A 17320-nucleotide genomic window follows, 5' to 3' on the forward strand; every position below is an offset into this window, starting at 1 on the left:
AACCCTCTTTCCCCGCAGAAACCCCGCCCCGCCGGCCTCAAGCCAACCCCAGGGCCGGCCGCAGGCCGAAGCCTCTCTCCCCCACCGAAACCCCGCACCCCGCCGACCTCAAGCCAACCCCTGGCCGGCCGCAGGCCGAACTCTCCCTCTCACGCAGAAACCCCGCGCCCCGACAGGGGCGCGGGGAACTGCGCGAGCAACCACCCCGGAGCGCAAGATCCGCCCGAAGGAGAGCACCCCCGCCCCGGGCGGCCGCTACCTCCGAGCGCTGTGCTGCGTCCGCTCCACCCGCCACTGCTCCCACGCCGTCAGCCACGCGTCCTCCGTGCCGGACGGCAGCTCCGGCGTCCCTCCCGCCCACAGCCGCTCCCACGCCCGCTGCGCAGGCAGACTCGGCACCTCGCTGGCGAACACCGTGTACCGCACCACCTCCTCGACCGCGGCGGAGCCCTCCGCGGTGCCGGTCAGCCAGTCCACGTGGTGGGCGAGCCGGCCGAGGTGGTTGACCATCGAGGTGACGGCGGTGTCGGCCTCGGCCTCGGTCTCCGAGGCGAGCCACATCTGCTGGCGGACCACGGCCTCCCAGCGGGCCTTGCGGTCGTCGCCGCGCAGGTGCCGGGGCAGTCGGGCGGAGCGGCCGGCCCGCAGTTGGGCCTGTACCGCGGTGGCCCGGGCGATGCCGTGCTCGACCAGTTCGCGGTGGGCGCGCAGCCCGAGCTCGCCGGGGGTCGGCCGGGGTGCGGGCACGGGCTCGGCGGGCCGGCGGGCGGCCAGGGTCCGCAGGAGTGCGGTGCGGCCGATGATGTACTGCTCGAAGTCGGCGATCCGGCGCAGTTCGATCGCGCCGGGCGGCACGCCGCGCCCGGTGACGGTGACGGTCGCGCCGTCCATCCACAGCCGGCCGGCCCAGACGGTGCCGGCGCCGGGCCGCCGGTCCTCGTGGATCTGCAGGGCGCGCGGGTCGCCGTCGACGGTGATCCACTCGCGCAGGGCCCGTACGCCGCCGGGGGTGTCGCCCTCGTCGATGCCGAGGTGGTCGTACACCCGGTCGCGCTCGTCCTCGACCACGTCCTCCAGGTCGGGCAGCGGCTCGGCGAGCTCCGCATGGGGGCAGTAGGTGCGGATGGTGACGTACGGGCCGTCGGCGGAGGTCCAGTCGCCGGAACGGACTTCCACCCAGCCGAGTTCACCGTTGTCGATGCCGAATTCGGCGAGCACGTCCCGCCCGGGCAGGCCGCCCGCGCGGTGCTCCCAGCCGAACACCGGGAACCCGGCTTCGGCCATCACCCGCCGGCTGTACGCCTCCTGGTCCGCGTAGACCTCCTCGATCTCCCACGGCCCGCTCGCAGGCTGCCTCTTCATTACTCGCCGCACCCCCGGCACTCGCCACACCGTTCTGCCGCCGGGCGGGCCCGGCGCGTCCTGCCACCGGGCGGGCCCGGCGTCGCCCCACCATACGGCCAGCGGAACCTGTCGATCCATCAGCTGGGCGGCGGTCTTCCGACAGGAGGACGCGGCGGGAGCACGCCCCGGTTGCCGTCAGCCCCGGGCGCGCAGCGAACGGGCCTTGATCGCGGCCCGCCGCGCCTCCTTGGCGACCTTCCGGTCCAGGTGGAGCGCGCCGACGACCTCCAGCACCTCGACGGTCAGCGGGTGCGGCACCCGCCACACCTCGCCGAAGTAGCTGGCCGGGTTGTCGGTCACCGGCAGGTCGGCGACCAGCGCCTGGAGCCGGCCGCCCTCGCCCGCGGTGAGCAGCAGGACGGCGGCCACCGAGTCGACCACCCGCCACAGCGCGACGGGACGGTCCGCGGCCTCGACGTCCTCGCCGCGGGCGCGCAGCCACTCCCGGGCCAGGCCGCCGAGCTCGGGGGCGTCGACGACCTCCCGGACGGCGGGGACGGCGCTGTCGCCGAGTTCGTTCAGCGCGATCACGCAGTAGTAGCGGCGCACCGGCGACTGCACGTCGTGGCCCTGCCCGCCGGACAGCAGCTCGCGGGCGGCGGCGTCGGCGTCCTCCCGGGCGGCCAGCCAGGCCTTGAGCTCGGGCTCGGCGAGCTGGGCGCCGTTCTCGGCGAGGGCGCGCAGCAGGGCGGGGCCGTCGAGTTCGGCGAGGTCGCCGACCAGCGGGGCGTCGAAGCCGTCGGCGATCAGCCACTCGCGCACCGCGTACTGGCCGAGCGGGGTGAGCCGGACGGTGCCGAAGCGGGCGGCGTCCTCGTCGGTCAGCGGCCGGTCGGCCTCGGCGGCCTCGGCGTCGTCGTCCTCCTCCTCGAACAGTTCGGGGTCGATCGGGGTGTGCTCGACCAGGCCGAGTTCGGCGAGGTCGGCGAGCATCGGGTCGAGGACGACCATCAGGTCGGTGATCTCGCCGAGCATCTCCTCGTCGGGCTCCTCCCCCTCGGGGACGACCAGCAGCGCGGCCAGCACGCCGAGCGGCACGGTCTCGGCGCCGGGCTCGGCGAACGCGGTGGCCTCGTACAGCACGTGCAGTGCCTCGTCGAGGATCTCGGCGGCCTGCTCCCGGGCGTCCTCGACCTCGGCCAGGCCCTCGGGGTCGTCGCGCTCGCTGCCCTCGACCACGTCCGGGTCCACCGACTCGGCCTCGGCGGCGAGTTCGCGGACCAGTTCGGCGGCCTCGAACCAGAGGCCGAGCACGGCGGCCGGGTCGCCGGCCTCGACGGCCGGCAGGTCGGGGCCGGGGACGGCGATGTGGGCGCCGCCCTCGGTGGTGCCGGTCTCCACCGCGCCGAGGTCGCAGGCCAGTGCCCAGGCGCGCATCGCCTCGATCACGTCCTCCTCGGTCGGGTCCTCGATGCCGAGCATCCGGGCGGCCCGGACCCGGTCCTCCGGGCCGAGGTCGCCGTGCTCGTCGACGTCGCGGTGCGGGTCGACCCAGCGGGCCAGGGCGACCACCTGGGCGATCAGCGGGACGGCGAGCGCCGCGTCGGCGAGTTCGCGGTCCGTGGGCAGCGCGATCGTCGGGATCAGCACCGCGGTGTCGTCGGGGTCCTCGTCGCCGCTCTGCGAGCCGTACAGCTCCGCCAGGTCGTAGTCGGCGGGCAGCAGGCCCTCGGCGTCGGACGGCTGCTGCTCAGGGGTGTTCCGGCTTCGTCCGGCCATCGCGCGCGATCTCCCGCAGGTTCGTCGGAGGACGCCGCCCCCCGCTGGGCGAGCCGGCGGGTCTTCGGCGGCGCGGGCCGGAGTGTCGACCCGTCAACCCAGCGTATCGGCAGCCACCACCGGACACGTGACCTGCGCGGGCGTCCCCCCGAACGAGTGGGGTGGTGCGGCCGAACGAGTAGCCCGTACACGTATCCTTCGGAGGGCGTCGCGCACACCCCCGCGCGTGCGCCCCCGGAGCGACGAGGCTCCGACCCCCTTTCATGTGCACACCCGCACCGTCCGGGCCCTGCCGCCATGCCCCACCCCGGCCTGGTCGCGCCCGGCGGCGCCCGGCCACAGGAGATCCCTGCCATGGCGGACCTCTCCCCCGCCGGCCCCGGCCTGAGCACCGCTCAGTACGCCGGCCGCCGACTGTCGGAGGCCCTGCTTCCCCTGGAACTCGCCCCGCGGGCGCAGCTCCAGCTCTCCGCGATCAGCCGTTGGAACGCGCTGCGCGGCATCCGCGTCGGCCTGGTGGCCGCCGCCCTGCTGCTGATGCTGATCGGCGCCAACCTGGTCACCCCGCTCTATCCGACGCTCCAGCAGCGGCTCGGCCTGACCCCGCTCGACACCACCGTGCTGTTCACGGTGTACGTGTTCGCCCTGGTCCCGGTGCTGGCCGCGGTCGGCCACTGGTCGGACCACCTGGGGCGCCGCGCGCTGATCCTGCCCGCGGTGGCACTGTCCGCCGCCGGGGACGTGGTCTTCGCCACCGCCGGCTCGTTCTGGCAGCTGGCCGCCGGACGCGCCGTCCAGGGCGTCGCGGTCGGCCTGTCCACGGGCGCGGCCGGCGCCGCCCTCGGCGACCTGCTGCCCGACCGGCCCACCCTCGCCGCGAAGCTGACGCTGGCCTGCTCGGCGGGCGGCGTCGCACTCGGCCCGCTGGTCGGCGCGGCCATGGCTTCCGGCGCGAACCCGCTGCCGGGCCTGTTCCTCGGGCACGCGGGCGCGCTGCTCGCCCTCTGCATCCCCCTCGCCCTGGTGCACCCGCGGATGCCCGGCTCGGTCCGCCCGCCGGCCTCCCCGCCGCGCATCACCACCCCGGCGCACCTGCGCCCGCAGCGGCTGCGGCTGCCCCGCTCGGGCCGCCGCGAGTTCCTGCTCGCCTCCGGCGCGGGCTTCGTCTCGTACGCGGTCTTCGGCGTCTACCTGGCGCTCGCCCCGGCGTTCGCCGGCACCCTGCTGCACACCGACTCCCGGATGGCGGGCGCCGCCGTCGCGGCCCTCCTCCTCGGCTCATCGGCCGCGGCCCAGCTCCTCGTCCCGCCCACCTCCGACCGGGCCGTCGTCGCCGCCGGCCTGGCCGGCCTGGCCGGCGGCCTCGGCCTGCTCACGGCGGCCGCCGCCACCGACACCGCCGCGCTGCTGTTCGTCGGCAGTGTGATCGCGGGCGTCTCCCAGGGCATCGCCTTCCGCTCCCTGTTCACCACCACCGTCGCCGCCCTCGACCCGGCCCGCCGCGGCAGCGAACTCTCCGCCCTCTGGGTGATCGTCTACCTCGGCTCCTCCGCCCCGATCATCGCCGTCGGCGCCCTCACCCGCGCCTACGGCCTCCTCCCCGCCGTCACCACCTTCGCCCTGCTCGCCGCCACCGCCTCCCTGGCCCTGGCCGCCGCAGTCCTGCGCCGCCGCCACTGACCGCCCTCCGGGCACCGACACAACGACGGAACAGAAACCGGTGGACGCCTGCGCCGCAACGCGACCGACCACGCGCCGCAGGCATCCCCGGCCTCGCCCACCCACCACCGACAGCCCTCCCGCCCGGAGAACGACGGGACGGAAGCCGGGAAGCCACCGCCCCACAGCGCTTCGCAACCGACCACGCACCGCAGGCCCCGGCCTCGCCCACCCACCCGCCTCCGTCGGGCGAACCCCCCGCCGTAGGCATCCCCTCCCCGGCGCAGCCACCCGCCGCAGGCGACCCCACCCCCCACATACGTCACCCCCGCCGCCGCAAGCACCCCGGCGCAACCACCCGCCTCCGTCGGGCGAACCCCCCGCCGCAGGCGACCCCACCCCCAGCGCAACCGCCCGCCTCAGGCAACCCCACCCACACACACGTCACCCCCGCCGCCGCAGGCATCACCCTCCCCGGCGCAACCACCCGCCTCCGTCGGGCGAACCCCCCGCCGTAGGCATCCCCTCCCCGGCGCAGCCACCCGCCGCAGGCAACCCCACCCACACACACGTCACCCCCGCCGCCGCAGGCATCACCCTCCCCGGCGCAACCACCCGCCGCAGGCGGCTCCTCCCCCAGCGCAACCACCCGCCGCAGGCAACCCCACCCACACACACGTCACCCCCGCCGCCGCAGGCATCCCCCTCCCCGGCGCAACCGCCCGCCGCAGGCGGCTCCTCCCCCGTGTCCGTCTGCGCCGCTAGAGTGCGCGGTCGAACGATCGAGCGAGGGGGGGCGATGGCGGAGCACGGTTTCGGTGTGGCTCGGCGGCCGCTGGCCGCCGTTGCGGCGCTGGCGGCGGTGGCCGCGGTGCTGCTGCTGCCCGGGCGGGCGCAGGCGGCGCAGGCGCTGAAGGTGGCGACGTACAACGTGTGCGGGCAGTCGAGTTGCCAGTCCGGGCTGGCGCCGGCGGCCTGGGCGGACACGCTCTCGAAGGCGGTGACCGACTACGGCGCGGACGTGGTGGACCTCCAGGAGGTCTGTGCCGGGCAGGCGGATCTGTTGCAGGCCCGGCTGACGGGCTACTCGGTGCACTATCTGAAGGCCGTCTCGCTGACGTCCGGTCAGACCGGCTGCGTGAAGTGGGGCGGCGACGGCACCTCGTTCGGCGCGGCGATGCTGGTGCGGGCGAATTCGGGGGCGGTGTTCCAGGACCTGGTGCTGCAGCCCGTGCTGCCGAGCGCCGAGCCGCGGCCGCTGATCTGCGCCAACCTGAACGCCCCGGGCGGCACTCCCGTCCAGTCGTGCAACGCGCACCTGGACTCCGGTCTCGGTGGCCTGCGCGCGTCGGGCCTGCCCACCCTGGTGGACCGGATGCGCGGCTGGGGTCAGGGCCGCCCCGCGGTGCTGGCGGGCGACTTCAACGCCGACCCTGCCGACCCGAACCTGGGGATCCTCTATCTGGCGCAGGACGGCACGGGCACCATGTCGGAGGCCGAGGAGCGCGACCGTTCGGCGTTCTCCCCGGCCTGCAAGGGCCTGCGGCTGTGCCGTTCGGGGAAGCCGACCGCCGGTACCCGCAAGTTCGACTACCTGTTCTCCGACCCGTCGGGCTTCGGTCCGGCGCAGAGCCCGGAGACCGTGCAGGTGACCGGCCCGGACGGCAAGCCGCTGTCCGACCACCTGATGTACCGGGCCGTCCTGCCGCTCGTCCCGGACACGCTGGCCCCGGCCGCGCCGCTGGTGTTCAACGACCCGACGGTGATCGGCAGCGGCAACGACTGGGCGAACGCCGTGGACCGCGCCGCCGGTGACTTCACCGGCGACGGCGTCGACGACCTGGTGATGCGTTTCGCGAACGGGACCGTGCTGCTGTACCCGGGCAACGGCAAGGGCGCGTTCGGCGCACCCCGGCAGCTCGCCACCGGCTGGACCGGCCCGCTGGCGATGACCGTCGGCTACTTCCACGACGGCAGGAACGCCGACCTGCTGGTGCGCCTCGCCGACGGTACGGCCGCGGTCTACGAGGGCGACGGCGCGGGCGGCATCGGCCCCGCGCATCCGCTGACCGTCCCCGGCGGTCTGCAGAACGCGCAGGACCTGGCCGTCGGCCACGTCCTGGGCGCGGGCGAGAACGACCTGGTGGTCCGCTGGGCCGACCAGCACTTCAGTGCCCGCAAGGTGATCCGCGACGCGAACGGCCAGTACAGCGTGGACCAGGTGGCGTACTCGGTGCTGCCCGGCGGCAACGCCAAGCTGCCCGACACCGCGGACCTGGTCGTCGGCGACTTCACCGGCCACGGCCGCGCCGATCTGCTGGTGCGCCGCACCGACGGCACCCTGGTGCTGTACCCGGCGGCGGGCGACGACAGCTACCCGACCGGCACGCAGGTCACCGACGGCCGCGACTGGACGAAGTACCCGGGCCAGAGCTGGCTGGGCGCGGAGCGTCTGACGGCCGGCGACTTCAACGGCGACAAGCTCACCGACCTGGTGGTGACGTGGATGTACGACCACGCCACGGCCGGCCCGGTGGCGATCGGCCAGAGCGAGTTCCTGCCGTCCACCGGCACCGCCCCCGCGCTGTTCGGCGCCCCGCTGGTGCAGAAGTGGTCGGACGCCGGGTACTGGGCGACCGCTTCGGACGTGCTGGCCGCGAACTTCGACGGCGCGGGCACCGCCGACCTGCTGGCCCGCCGTCCGCGCTTCTTCAAGGTGAAGGCGGGCACCGGCACCGGCACCTTCGGCGGCGACCAGGCGATCGCCGGGTCCTGGGACTGGGCGACCGCGCTGACCGCCGCCGACTTCGACGGCGACGGCGCACCCGACCTGCTGGCCTGGAGCGCCACCGGTGCGCGGCTGTACCGGGGCACCCCGGGTGCGCTGGGCAGCTACCAGTCGTACACCCAGGTCGCACCGGCGGGCCTGGACTGGTCGCAGGTGGTGGAGACCACCGCCGGGCGCTTCGGCGACCCGTCCCGCGCCGACCTGGTGGTGCGTCTCGCCGACGGCCGCCTGTTCCGCTACCCGTTCGCCGGGACGGCCTTCGGCCCGGGCGTGCAGGTGGTGGCGGGCGGCAGCGCGGTCGCCTGGTCGGACGCCGCCTCGGTGACCGGCGGCGACTTCAACGGCGACGGCCGCGACGACCTGCTGGTCCGCTGGACGGCCGGCAGCGCCTTCCTGTACGCGGGCGACGGCGCGGGCGGTTTCGCCGGCTCCCGTCCGGTCCGCCCGGCGGGCGCCCTCAGCGACCTCGCCGACCTGACGCAGGCCCAGGTGTACACCGGCAAACCGGCCGTCAACCTGTACCGCTTCGCCGACGGCACGCTGCTCGCCGACCGCAACCGCGGCACCGACCTGACCGCTCCCGACCCGGCCGTGGTGACCGGCGCGCAGCTGCTGCTGCGGGCCACCGACGACCGCGGCCGGGTGGCGTCCTTCACCTACCGGCTGGACGACGGCCCGGCCGTCACCGCGGACGCCCTCCACAACACGCTGTCCGTCCAGGTCGGCGCGCTCGCCCCGGGCCCGCACACCCTGCGGGTGACGGCCACCGACCTGGCGGGGCTGTCCTCCGCCGAGACCGTCTGGCCCTTCACCCGCCCGTAGCGGCCGCCGTCCTGACGCCCCGTCGGCCCGCTCGCGGCCGGCGGGGCGTCGGATCTTCCGGCCCATGGCGCTCGCCGTCGGGCGGCGGGCCCACTGCTGGAGGGTCGCGCCGTCCGCCGGGTCTCCCGCTCGTGCCCGTCCGCCGTCGCGGTCCGGTCCGGCTCGCCGCCGCCCGTCCCGGAGGTCGTGGGTCCGGATTCCGGTCCGGTCCGGGAACGGGCATGCGTGAAGGGGCGGGATCCGTCGGATCCCGCCCCTTCAGGCACGTCTGGCGGTCGGTCAGACGTTGAAGCCGAGTGCGCGCAGCTGGTCGCGGCCCTCGTCGGTGATCTTGTCGGGGCCCCACGGCGGCATCCAGACCCAGTTGATGCGCAGGTCCTTGACCAGGCCGTCGGTGGCGGTGCGGGCCTGGTCCTCGATCACGTCGGTGAGGGGGCAGGCCGCGGAGGTGAGGGTCATGTCGACGGTGGCGGTGTCGTCCTCGTCGATGTGCAGGCCGTAGATCAGGCCCAGGTTGACGACGTCGATGCCCAGCTCGGGGTCGACGACGTCCATCAGGGCCTCCATGAGGTCCTCGGTGGAGACGGTGCCGGCGGTGGTGAACGCACCGGGACTGTCGACCGCCACGGCCTCGGCCGCGGAGGCCTCGGTGGCCTCGACGACCTCGGGGGTCTCGTTCTCGCTCATGTATCAAGTGTCCTAACGGAGCGTCAGTCGGTGGTGATCTCGGGGTGGCCGGCCAGCGCCTTGGCGGTGGCGTCCTTCCAGGCCATCCAGCCGAGCAGGGCGCACTTGACCCGGGCCGGGTACTTGGAGACCCCGGCGAAGGCGACGGCGTCCTCGAGGATCTCCTCGTCGCCCTCGGACTGGCCCTTGCTCTGCATCAGTTCCAGGAACGCCTCCTGGACCTGCTGGGCCTCGCCGACCGTCTTGCCGACCACCAGGTCGTTGAGCACGGAGGCGGAGGCCTGGCTGATCGAGCAGCCCTGCGACTCGTAGGAGACGTCCTGGACGACCGCGCCGTCGAGCTTCACCCGCAGGGTGATCTCGTCGCCGCAGGTCGGGTTGACGTGATGCACCTCGGCGTCGCCGTCCCGCAGCCCCTTGCCGTGGGGGTTGCGGTAGTGGTCCAGGATGATCTCCTGGTACATCGAGTCGAGCTTCATGCGACCACCTCAGCCGAAGAAGTTGCGGACGTGGTGGAGGCCGTCGATCAGCGCGTCCACCTCACCGGGCGTGGAGTACAGATAGAACGACGCCCTGGTGGTCGCCGGAATTCCGTACCGCAGGCAGACCGGCCGCGCGCAGTGGTGGCCGACCCGGACGGCGATGCCCTGTTCGTCGAGCACCTGCCCGACGTCGTGCGGGTGGATGTCGCCGAGCGTGAAGGAGATCGCCGCGCCGCGGTCGACGGCCGTGCGCGGGCCGATGATCCGCAGGTCGGGCACCTCGTTGAGGCGCTCGATCGCGTAGGCGGTGATCGCGTGCTCATGGGCGGCCACGCGCTCCATGCCGATCGCCGACAGGTAGTCGATGGCGGCGCCGAGGCCGACGGCCTGGGCGATCGGCGGGGTGCCGGCCTCGAACTTGTGCGGCGCGGGGGCGTAGGTGGACGAGCCCATGGTGACGGTCTCGATCATCTCGCCGCCGCCGAGGAACGGCGGGAGGTCCTCCAGCAGCTCCTGGCGGCCCCACAGCACGCCGATGCCGGTCGGGGCCAGCATCTTGTGGCCGGTGAAGGCGACGAAGTCGGCCTCCAGCGCCTGCACGTCGAGGACGGCGTGCGGGGCGGCCTGCGAGGCGTCGATGGCGACCAGCGCGCCGACCGACTGGGCCTTGCGGACGATGGTCTCCACCGGGTTGACCGTGCCCAGCAGGTTGGACACCAGCGTGACGGAGACGATCTTCGTCTTCTCGGTGATCAGCTCGTCGATGTTCGACAGGTCGAGCCGGCCCTCGTCGGTCAGCCCGAACCACTTCAGCTTCGCGCCGGTGCGCTGCGCCAGCAGCTGCCACGGCACGATGTTGGAGTGGTGCTCCATCTCGGTGATGACGATCTCCGAGTCGGCGTCCACCCGGTACGGCTCGTCGGCCCAACCCAGCATGTTGGCAACGAGGTTGAGCGACTCCGAGGCGTTCTTGGTGAAGATCACCTCGTTCCGGCTGGGCGCGTTGATGAACGCCGCGACCTTGTCCCGGGCGCCCTCGTACAGCGCGGTGGCCTCCTCGGCCAGCACGTGCACGCCGCGGTGGACGTTGGAGTTGTGCTGCTCGTAGTAGGCGTTCAGCGCTTCCAGCACCTGGCGCGGCTTCTGCGAGGTCGCCGCGTTGTCCAGGTACACCAGGGGCTTGCCGTCGTGCAGCACCCGCGACAGGACGGGGAAGTCCTTGCGGATCGCGTCGGTGTCCAGGAGTCCGGTCAGATGGGAGTGGGTCACTCGGAAGCGCCGCCCTTCACGTAGCTCTCGTAGCCCTCTTCCTCCAGCTTGTCGGCGAGCTCGGCACCGCCGGACTCGACGATCCGGCCGCCCGCGAAGACGTGCACGTAGTCGGGCTGGATGTAGCGCAGGATGCGGGTGTAGTGGGTGACCAGCAGGGTGCCGACCTCGCCGGTGGAGCGGACCCGGTTGATGCCCTCGGAGACGATCCGCAGCGCGTCGACGTCCAGGCCGGAGTCGGTCTCGTCGAGGATCGCGATCTTCGGCTTGAGCAGCTCCAGCTGGAGGATCTCGTGGCGCTTCTTCTCACCGCCGGAGAAGCCCTCGTTGACGTTGCGCTCGGCGAACGCCGGGTCCATCTGCAGGGCGGCCATCGCCTCCTTGACCTCCTTGACCCACAGCCGCAGCTTGGGGGCCTCGCCGCGGACGGCGGTGGCGGCGGTGCGCAGGAAGTTGGAGACCGAGACGCCGGGGACCTCGACCGGGTACTGCATGGCCAGGAACACGCCGGCCCGGGCGCGCTCGTCGACCGACATCTCCAGCACGTCCTCGCCGTCCAGCAGCACCTGGCCGCCGGTGACGGTGTACTTCGGGTGGCCGGCCAGCGAGTAGGCCAGGGTGGACTTGCCGGAGCCGTTCGGACCCATGATCGCGTGGGTCTCGCCCTGCTTGACCGTCAGGTCGACGCCCTTGAGGATCTGGCGCGGGCCGCCCTCGGCGTTGACGGAGACGTGCAGGTCGCGGATTTCAAGCGTTGCCATGGGGTACTCAGTTCTCCTGGTTGACGGAGACGAGCACATCGTCCCCTTCGATCTTTACGGGGTAGACGGCGACCGGCCTGGTCGCGGGCAGCCCGGACGGCTTTCCGGTGCGCAGGTCGAAGCTGGAGCCGTGCAGCCAGCACTCGATCATGCAGTCCTCGACCTCGCCCTCGGAGAGCGAGACGTTGGCGTGCGAGCAGATGTCGTTGATCGCGAACACGCCCTCGTCGGTGCGGACGACCGCCACCGGGACGCCGTTCAGCTCGACCTTCTTCGGCACGTCCTCCTGCAGCACGCTCAGCGCGCAGGCACGCACGTAGCCGGCGCTCATGCGACCGTCTCTTCCAGCTCGGCCTCGATCTTCTCCATCAGGCGGTCCTGGATCTCGGCGACGCCGATCTGCTGGACCAGCTCCGCGAAGAAGCCGCGCACCACCAGGCGGCGGGCCTCGTCGGCCGGGATGCCGCGGGACTGCAGGTAGAACAGCTGCTCGTCGTCGAAGCGGCCGGTCGCCGAGGCGTGGCCGGCGCCGACGATCTCGCCGGTCTCGATCTCCAGGTTGGGGACCGAGTCGACCCGGGCGCCGTCGGTGAGCACCAGGTTGCGGTTGAGCTCGTAGGTGTCGGTGCCGACCGCGGCCGCGCGGATCAGCACGTCGCCGATCCACACCGCGTGCGCGTCCTCGCCCTGCAGCGCGCCCTTGTAGGCGACGTTGGAGCGGCAGTGCGGGGTGTCGTGGTCGATGATCAGGCGGTGCTCCAGGTGCTGGCCGGCGTCGGCGAAGTACAGGCCGAACAGCTCGGCCTCGCCGCCGGGGCCCGCGTAGGAGACCCGCGGGTGCAGGCGCACCACGTCGCCGCCGAAGGTGACCACCACGGACTTGAAGGTGGCGTCCCGGCCGACCAGCGCGTTGTGCTGGGCGGCGTGCACCGCGTCCCGCTCCCAGTCCTGGACGGAGACGAAGGTCAGCTTGGCGCCGTCGCCGACCAGCAGGTCGACGTTGGCGGCGCGGGTGCCGGTGCCGGAGTGGTTCAGCACCACGACGGCCTCGGCGAACGGCTTGACCTCGATCACCACGTGGGCGAAGCGGACGCCGCCCTCGCCGTGCACGTCGATCCGGACCGGCTCGGTCAGCACCGTCTCCTTGGGGACGGTCACCACCAGGGCCTGCTCGAAGGCGCTGAACGCCTGCGCGGCGACCCGGTCCACCGGGGTGCCGGCCTTACCGACGCGGGCGTCGTCGCGGCCGACCAGCTCGGAGGTGACACCCTCCGGCAGGCCCAGCTCGATCTTGTCCTCGCCGCGGACGGCGTCCACGGCGGTGCCGTCGTGCAGACCGGCGAGGCGGTGCATCGGGGTGAACCGCCAGTCCTCCTCGCGGCCGGTCGGCACCGGGAAGTCGTTGACGTCGAAGGACGGCTTGACCGCGACCCGGGCGTCGATCGGCTGCCGGACGCTCTCGCGGCCGGTGCCCGGGCCGGCGAGCTGCGCGCCGGCGCCGGCGGTGCCCACCTCGATCGAACCGGCGGTGGTGGAGCCGGGGGTGTTCTGCTCAGCCATGGCTGTTCGTGTTGCTCTCTTTCGGAAACGGTCGACGGACGACGGGGGCTGACGGCACGTCAGCCGACCGCGCCCTCCATCTGCAGCTCGATCAGCCGGTTCAGCTCCAGCGCGTACTCCATCGGCAGCTCGCGCGCGATCGGCTCGACGAAGCCGCGGACGATCATCGCCATCGCCTCGGTCTCGCTCAGGCCGCGGCTCATCAGGTAGAAGAGCTGGTCCTCGGAGACCTTGGAGACGGTCGCCTCGTGGCCCATCGACACGTCGTCCTCGCGGACGTCCACGTACGGGTAGGTGTCCGAGCGGGAGACGGTGTCGACCAGCAGCGCGTCGCACAGCACGTTCGACTTGGCGCCGTGCGAGCCCTCGCCGATCTCGATCAGACCGCGGTAGGAGGTCCGGCCGCCGCCGCGCGCCACCGACTTGGAGACGATGTGCGAGGAGGTGTTCGGCGCCATGTGGACCATCTTCGCGCCGGCGTCCTGGTGCTGGCCCTCGCCCGCGAAGGCGATCGACAGCGTCTCGCCCTTGGCGTGCTCGCCCATCAGGTAGACGGCCGGGTACTTCATGGTGACCTTGGAGCCGATGTTGCCGTCGACCCACTCCATGGTCGCGCCCTCGTACGCCACGGCGCGCTTGGTGACCAGGTTGTAGACGTTGTTCGACCAGTTCTGGATGGTCGTGTAGCGGCAGCGGCCGCCCTTCTTGACGATGATCTCGACCACCGCGGAGTGCAGCGAGTCCGAGGAGTAGATCGGCGCGGTGCAGCCCTCGACGTAGTGGACGTAGGCGTCCTCGTCGACGATGATCAGCGTCCGCTCGAACTGGCCCATGTTCTCGGTGTTGATCCGGAAGTAGGCCTGCAGCGGGATGTCGACGTGCACGCCCTTCGGCACGTAGATGAACGATCCGCCGGACCAGACCGCGGTGTTCAGCGAGGCGAACTTGTTGTCGCCGACCGGGATGACGGTGCCGAAGTACTCCTTGAAGAGCTCCGGGTGCTCCTTCAGCGCGGTGTCGGTGTCCAGGAAGATGACGCCCTGCTCCTCCAGGTCCTCGCGGATCTGGTGGTAGACGACCTCGGACTCGTACTGGGCGGCGACACCGGCGACCAGGCGCTGCTTCTCCGCCTCCGGGATGCCCAGCTTGTCGTAGGTGGCCTTGATGTCGGCGGGCAGGTCCTCCCAGGACTCCGCCTGCTTCTCGGTCGAGCGCACGAAGTACTTGATGTTGTCGAAGTCGATGCCCGACAGGTCGGAGCCCCAGGTCGGCATGGGCTTCTTGCCGAACAGCTTCAGACCCTTGAGGCGAAGGTTGAGCATCCACTCGGCCTCGTTCTTCTTCGCCGAGATGTCGCGGACGACCTCTTCGCTCAGGCCGCGCTTGGCGGCGGCACCGGCCGCGTCCGAGTCGGCCCAGCCGTACTCGTACGTGCCGAGACCTTCGAGCTCGGGGTGTGCGATGTCAGTCATGCGAGGTTCCTCCGCGCGGTGGAGCCGGTTTCGTTGGGGGACGTACCGGCAGGCGGCACGGCACCGGGCGTCCGGGAGGACGACGGTGCGGCACCGGATGCCGGCACATACGTGGTGCAGACCCCGTCGCCGTGGGCGATGGTGGCCAGCCGTTGCACATGGGTGCCCAGGAGCTGCGAGAAGACCTCGGTCTCCGCCTCGCAGAGCTGCGGGAACTGCTCGGCGATGTGCGCGACCGGGCAGTGGTGCTGGCAGAGCTGGGCGCCGGCCGGGGCGGCGGGCGCCGCGGCGGCGGACGGGACCCGCCGCACCGTGGCAGCGTACCCGTCGGCGCTCAGGGCCTGGGCGAGCGCCTCGGCGCGCTGCTGGGCGTCGGCCTGCTCGACCGCGCCCTGGTACTTCTCGCCCTGCTTGGCGAGCCGGGCCCGGGCGAAGGCGGCGACCGCCTGCTCGCCCGCCTCGCCGCCGCCGGCGGCCTCCGAGATCCAGCGCAGCGCATCCGCGGCGAGCTGGTCGTAGGCCTGGTAGAAGGCGTCCCGCCCGCCGTCGGTCAGGGCGAACACCTTCGCCGGACGGCCCCGGCCGCGGCTGCCGTAGACCCGCTGCTCGCGGGACTCGACCAGCCCGGCGGCGGTCAGGCCGTCCAAGTGGCGGCGCACCGCGGCGGTGGTCAGGCCCAGGCGGCCGGCCAGGTCGGCCGCCGAGGACGGCCCGTGGTCGAGAATCGACCGGGCGACCCGGTCCCGGGTGGCCCGGTGCCCGTCCAGCAGGAGGGCTTCGGCCGCAGTCGCGGGCACGGCACAGTCGGGAGCCTCGGGCTCCCGCTGAGCATCATGCTCGCGATTGTTTTTCACAACACGATTGTTGCTTAATTCGTCGGCGGGAAACAAGCCGTGACCCCGGTCTCACCGGTGGCCTCCGTCACGGAAGGCATGCCTTACCTGAAAACGGGCGTGAGCTGCTCCTACACTCGCCGGTATGCATGCAGACCCCGCCGTCGAGGTGACCGGACTGGTCAAGCGGTACGGCGACAAGACCGCCGTGGACGGCCTGGACCTGGCCATCGCGCGCGGCACCGTCACCGCGGTGCTCGGCCCCAACGGCGCGGGCAAGACCACCACCGTCGAGACCTGCGAGGGCTACCGCCGCCCCGACGCCGGCACCGTCCGCGTCCTCGGGCTGGACCCGGTCGCGCAGGCCGGGCAGCTCAAGCCCCGGATCGGCGTGATGCTCCAGTCCGGCGGCGTGTACGCCGGGGCGCGCGCCCTCGAAATGCTGAACCACACCGCGAAGCTGTACGCGAACCCGCTGCCCGTCGGCCCGCTCGCCGAGCGCCTCGGCCTGGACTCCTGCGGCCGCACCGCCTACCGCCGGCTCTCCGGCGGCCAGCAGCAGCGCCTGGCCCTCGCCATGGCCGTGGTCGGCCGCCCCGAGCTGGTCTTCCTGGACGAGCCCACCGCCGGCCTCGACCCGCAGGCCCGCCGCGCCACCTGGGACCTGGTCGCCGAACTGCGCGCCGCCGGCGTCACCGTCGTCCTCACCACGCACCAGATGGACGAGGCCGAGCAGCTCGCCGACGACGTCGCGATCGTCGACCGGGGCCGGGTCATCGCCCAGGGCTCCCCCGACGCGCTGCGCGGCTCCGACGCCCAGCTGCGCTTCGACGGCCCCGCCGGCCTGGACCTCGCCGGCCTGCGCAAGGTCCTCCCGGACACCGCCCTGGTCGCCGAGCCCTCCCGCGGCTCGTACCGCGTCGAGGCCGCCCTGGACGCCGCCCTGCTGGCCGCCGTCACCGGCTGGTGCGCCGAGGCCGGGGTGATGCCCGACAAGCTCGCGGTGCAGCGCCGCAGCCTCGAAGACGTCTTCCTCGACCTGACCGGACGGGACCTGCGATGACCGCCACCGACCTCACCCCCCGCCCGGGCGCCGCGGCGGTCGGCCGGATGCTGCTCGCGCAGACCGCCCTGGAGACCAGGATGCTGCTGCGCAACGGCGAACAGCTGCTGCTCACCGTGGTCATCCCCACCGTGCTGCTGGTGCTGTTCTCAGCCGTCGACGTGGTCGCCGTGGACGGCCCCGGCAAGCGCGTCGACTTCCTCGCCCCCGGCCTGCTGGCGCTCGCCGTGATGTCCACCGCCTTCACCGGCCAGGCCATCGCCACCGGCTTCGAGCGCCGCTACGGCGTCCTCAAGCGGCTCGGCGCGACGCCGCTGCCGCGCTGGGCGCTGCTCAGTGCGAAGACCGGCTGCGTGCTGGTCACCGAGCTGCTCCAGGTGCTGTTGCTCTCCGGCATCGCCCTGGCGCTCGGCTGGTCGCCGCACGGCAACCCGCTGGCCGTGCTGCTGCTGCTGGTGCTCGGCACCGCCGCGTTCTCCGGCCTCGGCCTGCTGATGGCGGGCACGCTGCGCGCGGAGGCCACTCTGGCGGGCGCCAACCTGGTCTTCGTCCTGCTGCTGCTGGCCGGCGGCGTGGTGGTCCCGCTCGCCAAGTTCCCGGACGCGGTGCGCCCGGTGCTGGAGCTGCTGCCGATCTCGGCGCTCTCCGACGGCCTGCGTTCGGTCCTCCAGCTGGGCCACGGCATGCCCTGGTCCGACCTCGGCATCCTGGCCGTCTGGTCGGTCCTCGGCCTGGCTGCCGCGGCCCGCTTCTTCCGCTGGGAGTAGGCCCCCGGCCCCGGCCCTCCGCCGGGGGCCGGGG

Annotated in this window: 14 protein-coding genes; 4 read left to right on the plus strand and 10 right to left on the minus strand. The window is 73.2% G+C overall.

Annotation, left to right across the window (positions count from 1 at the left end):
* Nucleotides 1-255 precede the first annotated feature (255 nt).
* Together ACIQF6_RS22210 and ACIQF6_RS22215 are read right to left on the minus strand one after the other, a co-directional pair.
* On the minus strand, nt 256-1362 hold the full coding sequence (locus tag ACIQF6_RS22210) for a hypothetical protein (RefSeq protein ID WP_400897581.1): 1107 nt from the start codon (nt 1360-1362) through the stop codon (nt 256-258).
* A 177-nt stretch (nt 1363-1539) separates the two neighbouring features.
* Nucleotides 1540-3123 carry a hypothetical protein gene (locus ACIQF6_RS22215; protein ID WP_400897583.1) on the minus strand — a complete coding sequence of 528 codons (1584 nt, stop codon included), beginning with the start codon at nt 3121-3123 and terminating at the stop codon, nt 1540-1542.
* Between the two features lie 354 nt (nt 3124-3477).
* Here ACIQF6_RS22215 and ACIQF6_RS22220 point away from each other — a divergent pair, with 354 nt between their 5' ends.
* Both ACIQF6_RS22220 and ACIQF6_RS22225 read left to right on the plus strand, forming a co-directional pair.
* On the plus strand, nt 3478-4803 hold the full coding sequence (locus tag ACIQF6_RS22220) for an MFS transporter (protein ID WP_400897585.1): 1326 nt from the start codon (nt 3478-3480) through the stop codon (nt 4801-4803).
* Between the two features lie 778 nt (nt 4804-5581).
* A complete protein-coding gene (locus ACIQF6_RS22225; RefSeq protein WP_400897586.1) occupies nt 5582-8392 on the plus strand; it encodes an endonuclease/exonuclease/phosphatase family protein in 2811 nt (936 codons plus the stop codon).
* Nucleotides 8393-8671: 279 nt separating this feature from the next.
* Here ACIQF6_RS22225 and ACIQF6_RS22230 read toward each other — a convergent pair whose 3' ends face one another.
* The 8 genes from ACIQF6_RS22230 to ACIQF6_RS22265 form a co-directional block, all read right to left on the minus strand.
* Entirely contained in the window at nt 8672-8959 is a 288-nt protein-coding gene (locus ACIQF6_RS22230) for a metal-sulfur cluster assembly factor (RefSeq protein WP_051055973.1), read from the minus strand.
* A 143-nt stretch (nt 8960-9102) separates the two neighbouring features.
* Complete coding sequence (sufU, locus tag ACIQF6_RS22235) at nt 9103-9558, minus strand: Fe-S cluster assembly sulfur transfer protein SufU (protein ID WP_380339440.1); 456 nt, start codon at nt 9556-9558, stop codon at nt 9103-9105.
* 9 nt (nt 9559-9567) lie between these two features.
* The gene (locus ACIQF6_RS22240; RefSeq protein ID WP_400897589.1) at nt 9568-10830 is read right to left on the minus strand and encodes a cysteine desulfurase; all 1263 of its coding nucleotides are present in this window, start codon (nt 10828-10830) and stop codon (nt 9568-9570) included.
* Entirely contained in the window at nt 10827-11591 is a 765-nt protein-coding gene (sufC, locus tag ACIQF6_RS22245) for a Fe-S cluster assembly ATPase SufC (protein ID WP_400897591.1), read from the minus strand. Before sufC ends, ACIQF6_RS22240 begins: the two co-directional genes overlap by 4 nt.
* A gap of 7 nt (nt 11592-11598) precedes the next feature.
* Nucleotides 11599-11922, minus strand: coding sequence for a non-heme iron oxygenase ferredoxin subunit (locus ACIQF6_RS22250; RefSeq protein ID WP_400897593.1), 324 nt, complete (start codon nt 11920-11922; stop codon nt 11599-11601).
* The gene (gene sufD, locus ACIQF6_RS22255) at nt 11919-13151 is read right to left on the minus strand and encodes a Fe-S cluster assembly protein SufD (protein WP_400897595.1); all 1233 of its coding nucleotides are present in this window, start codon (nt 13149-13151) and stop codon (nt 11919-11921) included. The genes ACIQF6_RS22250 and sufD overlap by 4 nt, the downstream gene beginning before the upstream one ends.
* Before the next feature lie 59 nt (nt 13152-13210).
* Entirely contained in the window at nt 13211-14623 is a 1413-nt protein-coding gene (sufB, locus tag ACIQF6_RS22260) for a Fe-S cluster assembly protein SufB (protein ID WP_400897597.1), read from the minus strand.
* Complete coding sequence (locus ACIQF6_RS22265) at nt 14620-15420, minus strand: helix-turn-helix transcriptional regulator (RefSeq protein ID WP_400897599.1); 801 nt, start codon at nt 15418-15420, stop codon at nt 14620-14622. The genes sufB and ACIQF6_RS22265 overlap by 4 nt, the downstream gene beginning before the upstream one ends.
* A 181-nt stretch (nt 15421-15601) precedes the next feature.
* Between ACIQF6_RS22265 and ACIQF6_RS22270 the strand changes: the two genes are divergently transcribed.
* Complete coding sequence (locus tag ACIQF6_RS22270) at nt 15602-16519, plus strand: ABC transporter ATP-binding protein (protein WP_400897601.1); 918 nt, start codon at nt 15602-15604, stop codon at nt 16517-16519.
* A complete protein-coding gene (locus ACIQF6_RS22275) occupies nt 16516-17286 on the plus strand; it encodes an ABC transporter permease (protein WP_400897603.1) in 771 nt (256 codons plus the stop codon). The genes ACIQF6_RS22270 and ACIQF6_RS22275 overlap by 4 nt, the downstream gene beginning before the upstream one ends.
* The last annotated feature ends 34 nt before the right edge of the window (nt 17287-17320 follow it).

Source organism: Kitasatospora sp. NPDC092948, from assembly GCF_044754805.1.
Lineage (GTDB): Bacteria > Actinomycetota > Actinomycetes > Streptomycetales > Streptomycetaceae > Kitasatospora.

Excerpts from the sequence above, each read along its gene's own strand:
- sufU (WP_380339440.1), bottom strand. The coding sequence starts at position 9,558 with ATGAAGCTCGACTCGATGTACCAGGAGATCATCCTGGACCACTACCGC.
- ACIQF6_RS22225 (WP_400897586.1), top strand. The coding sequence starts at position 5,582 with ATGGCGGAGCACGGTTTCGGTGTGGCTCGGCGGCCGCTGGCCGCCGTT.
- ACIQF6_RS22230 (WP_051055973.1), bottom strand. The coding sequence starts at position 8,959 with ATGGAGGCCCTGATGGACGTCGTCGACCCCGAGCTGGGCATCGACGTC.
- ACIQF6_RS22215 (WP_400897583.1), bottom strand. The coding sequence starts at position 3,123 with ATGGCCGGACGAAGCCGGAACACCCCTGAGCAGCAGCCGTCCGACGCC.
- ACIQF6_RS22250 (WP_400897593.1), bottom strand. The coding sequence starts at position 11,922 with ATGAGCGCCGGCTACGTGCGTGCCTGCGCGCTGAGCGTGCTGCAGGAG.
- sufC (WP_400897591.1), bottom strand. The coding sequence starts at position 11,591 with ATGGCAACGCTTGAAATCCGCGACCTGCACGTCTCCGTCAACGCCGAG.
- ACIQF6_RS22220 (WP_400897585.1), top strand. The coding sequence starts at position 3,478 with ATGGCGGACCTCTCCCCCGCCGGCCCCGGCCTGAGCACCGCTCAGTAC.
- ACIQF6_RS22270 (WP_400897601.1), top strand. The coding sequence starts at position 15,602 with ATGCATGCAGACCCCGCCGTCGAGGTGACCGGACTGGTCAAGCGGTAC.
- sufD (WP_400897595.1), bottom strand. The coding sequence starts at position 13,151 with ATGGCTGAGCAGAACACCCCCGGCTCCACCACCGCCGGTTCGATCGAG.
- ACIQF6_RS22210 (WP_400897581.1), bottom strand. The coding sequence starts at position 1,362 with ATGAAGAGGCAGCCTGCGAGCGGGCCGTGGGAGATCGAGGAGGTCTAC.
- ACIQF6_RS22275 (WP_400897603.1), top strand. The coding sequence starts at position 16,516 with ATGACCGCCACCGACCTCACCCCCCGCCCGGGCGCCGCGGCGGTCGGC.
- sufB (WP_400897597.1), bottom strand. The coding sequence starts at position 14,623 with ATGACTGACATCGCACACCCCGAGCTCGAAGGTCTCGGCACGTACGAG.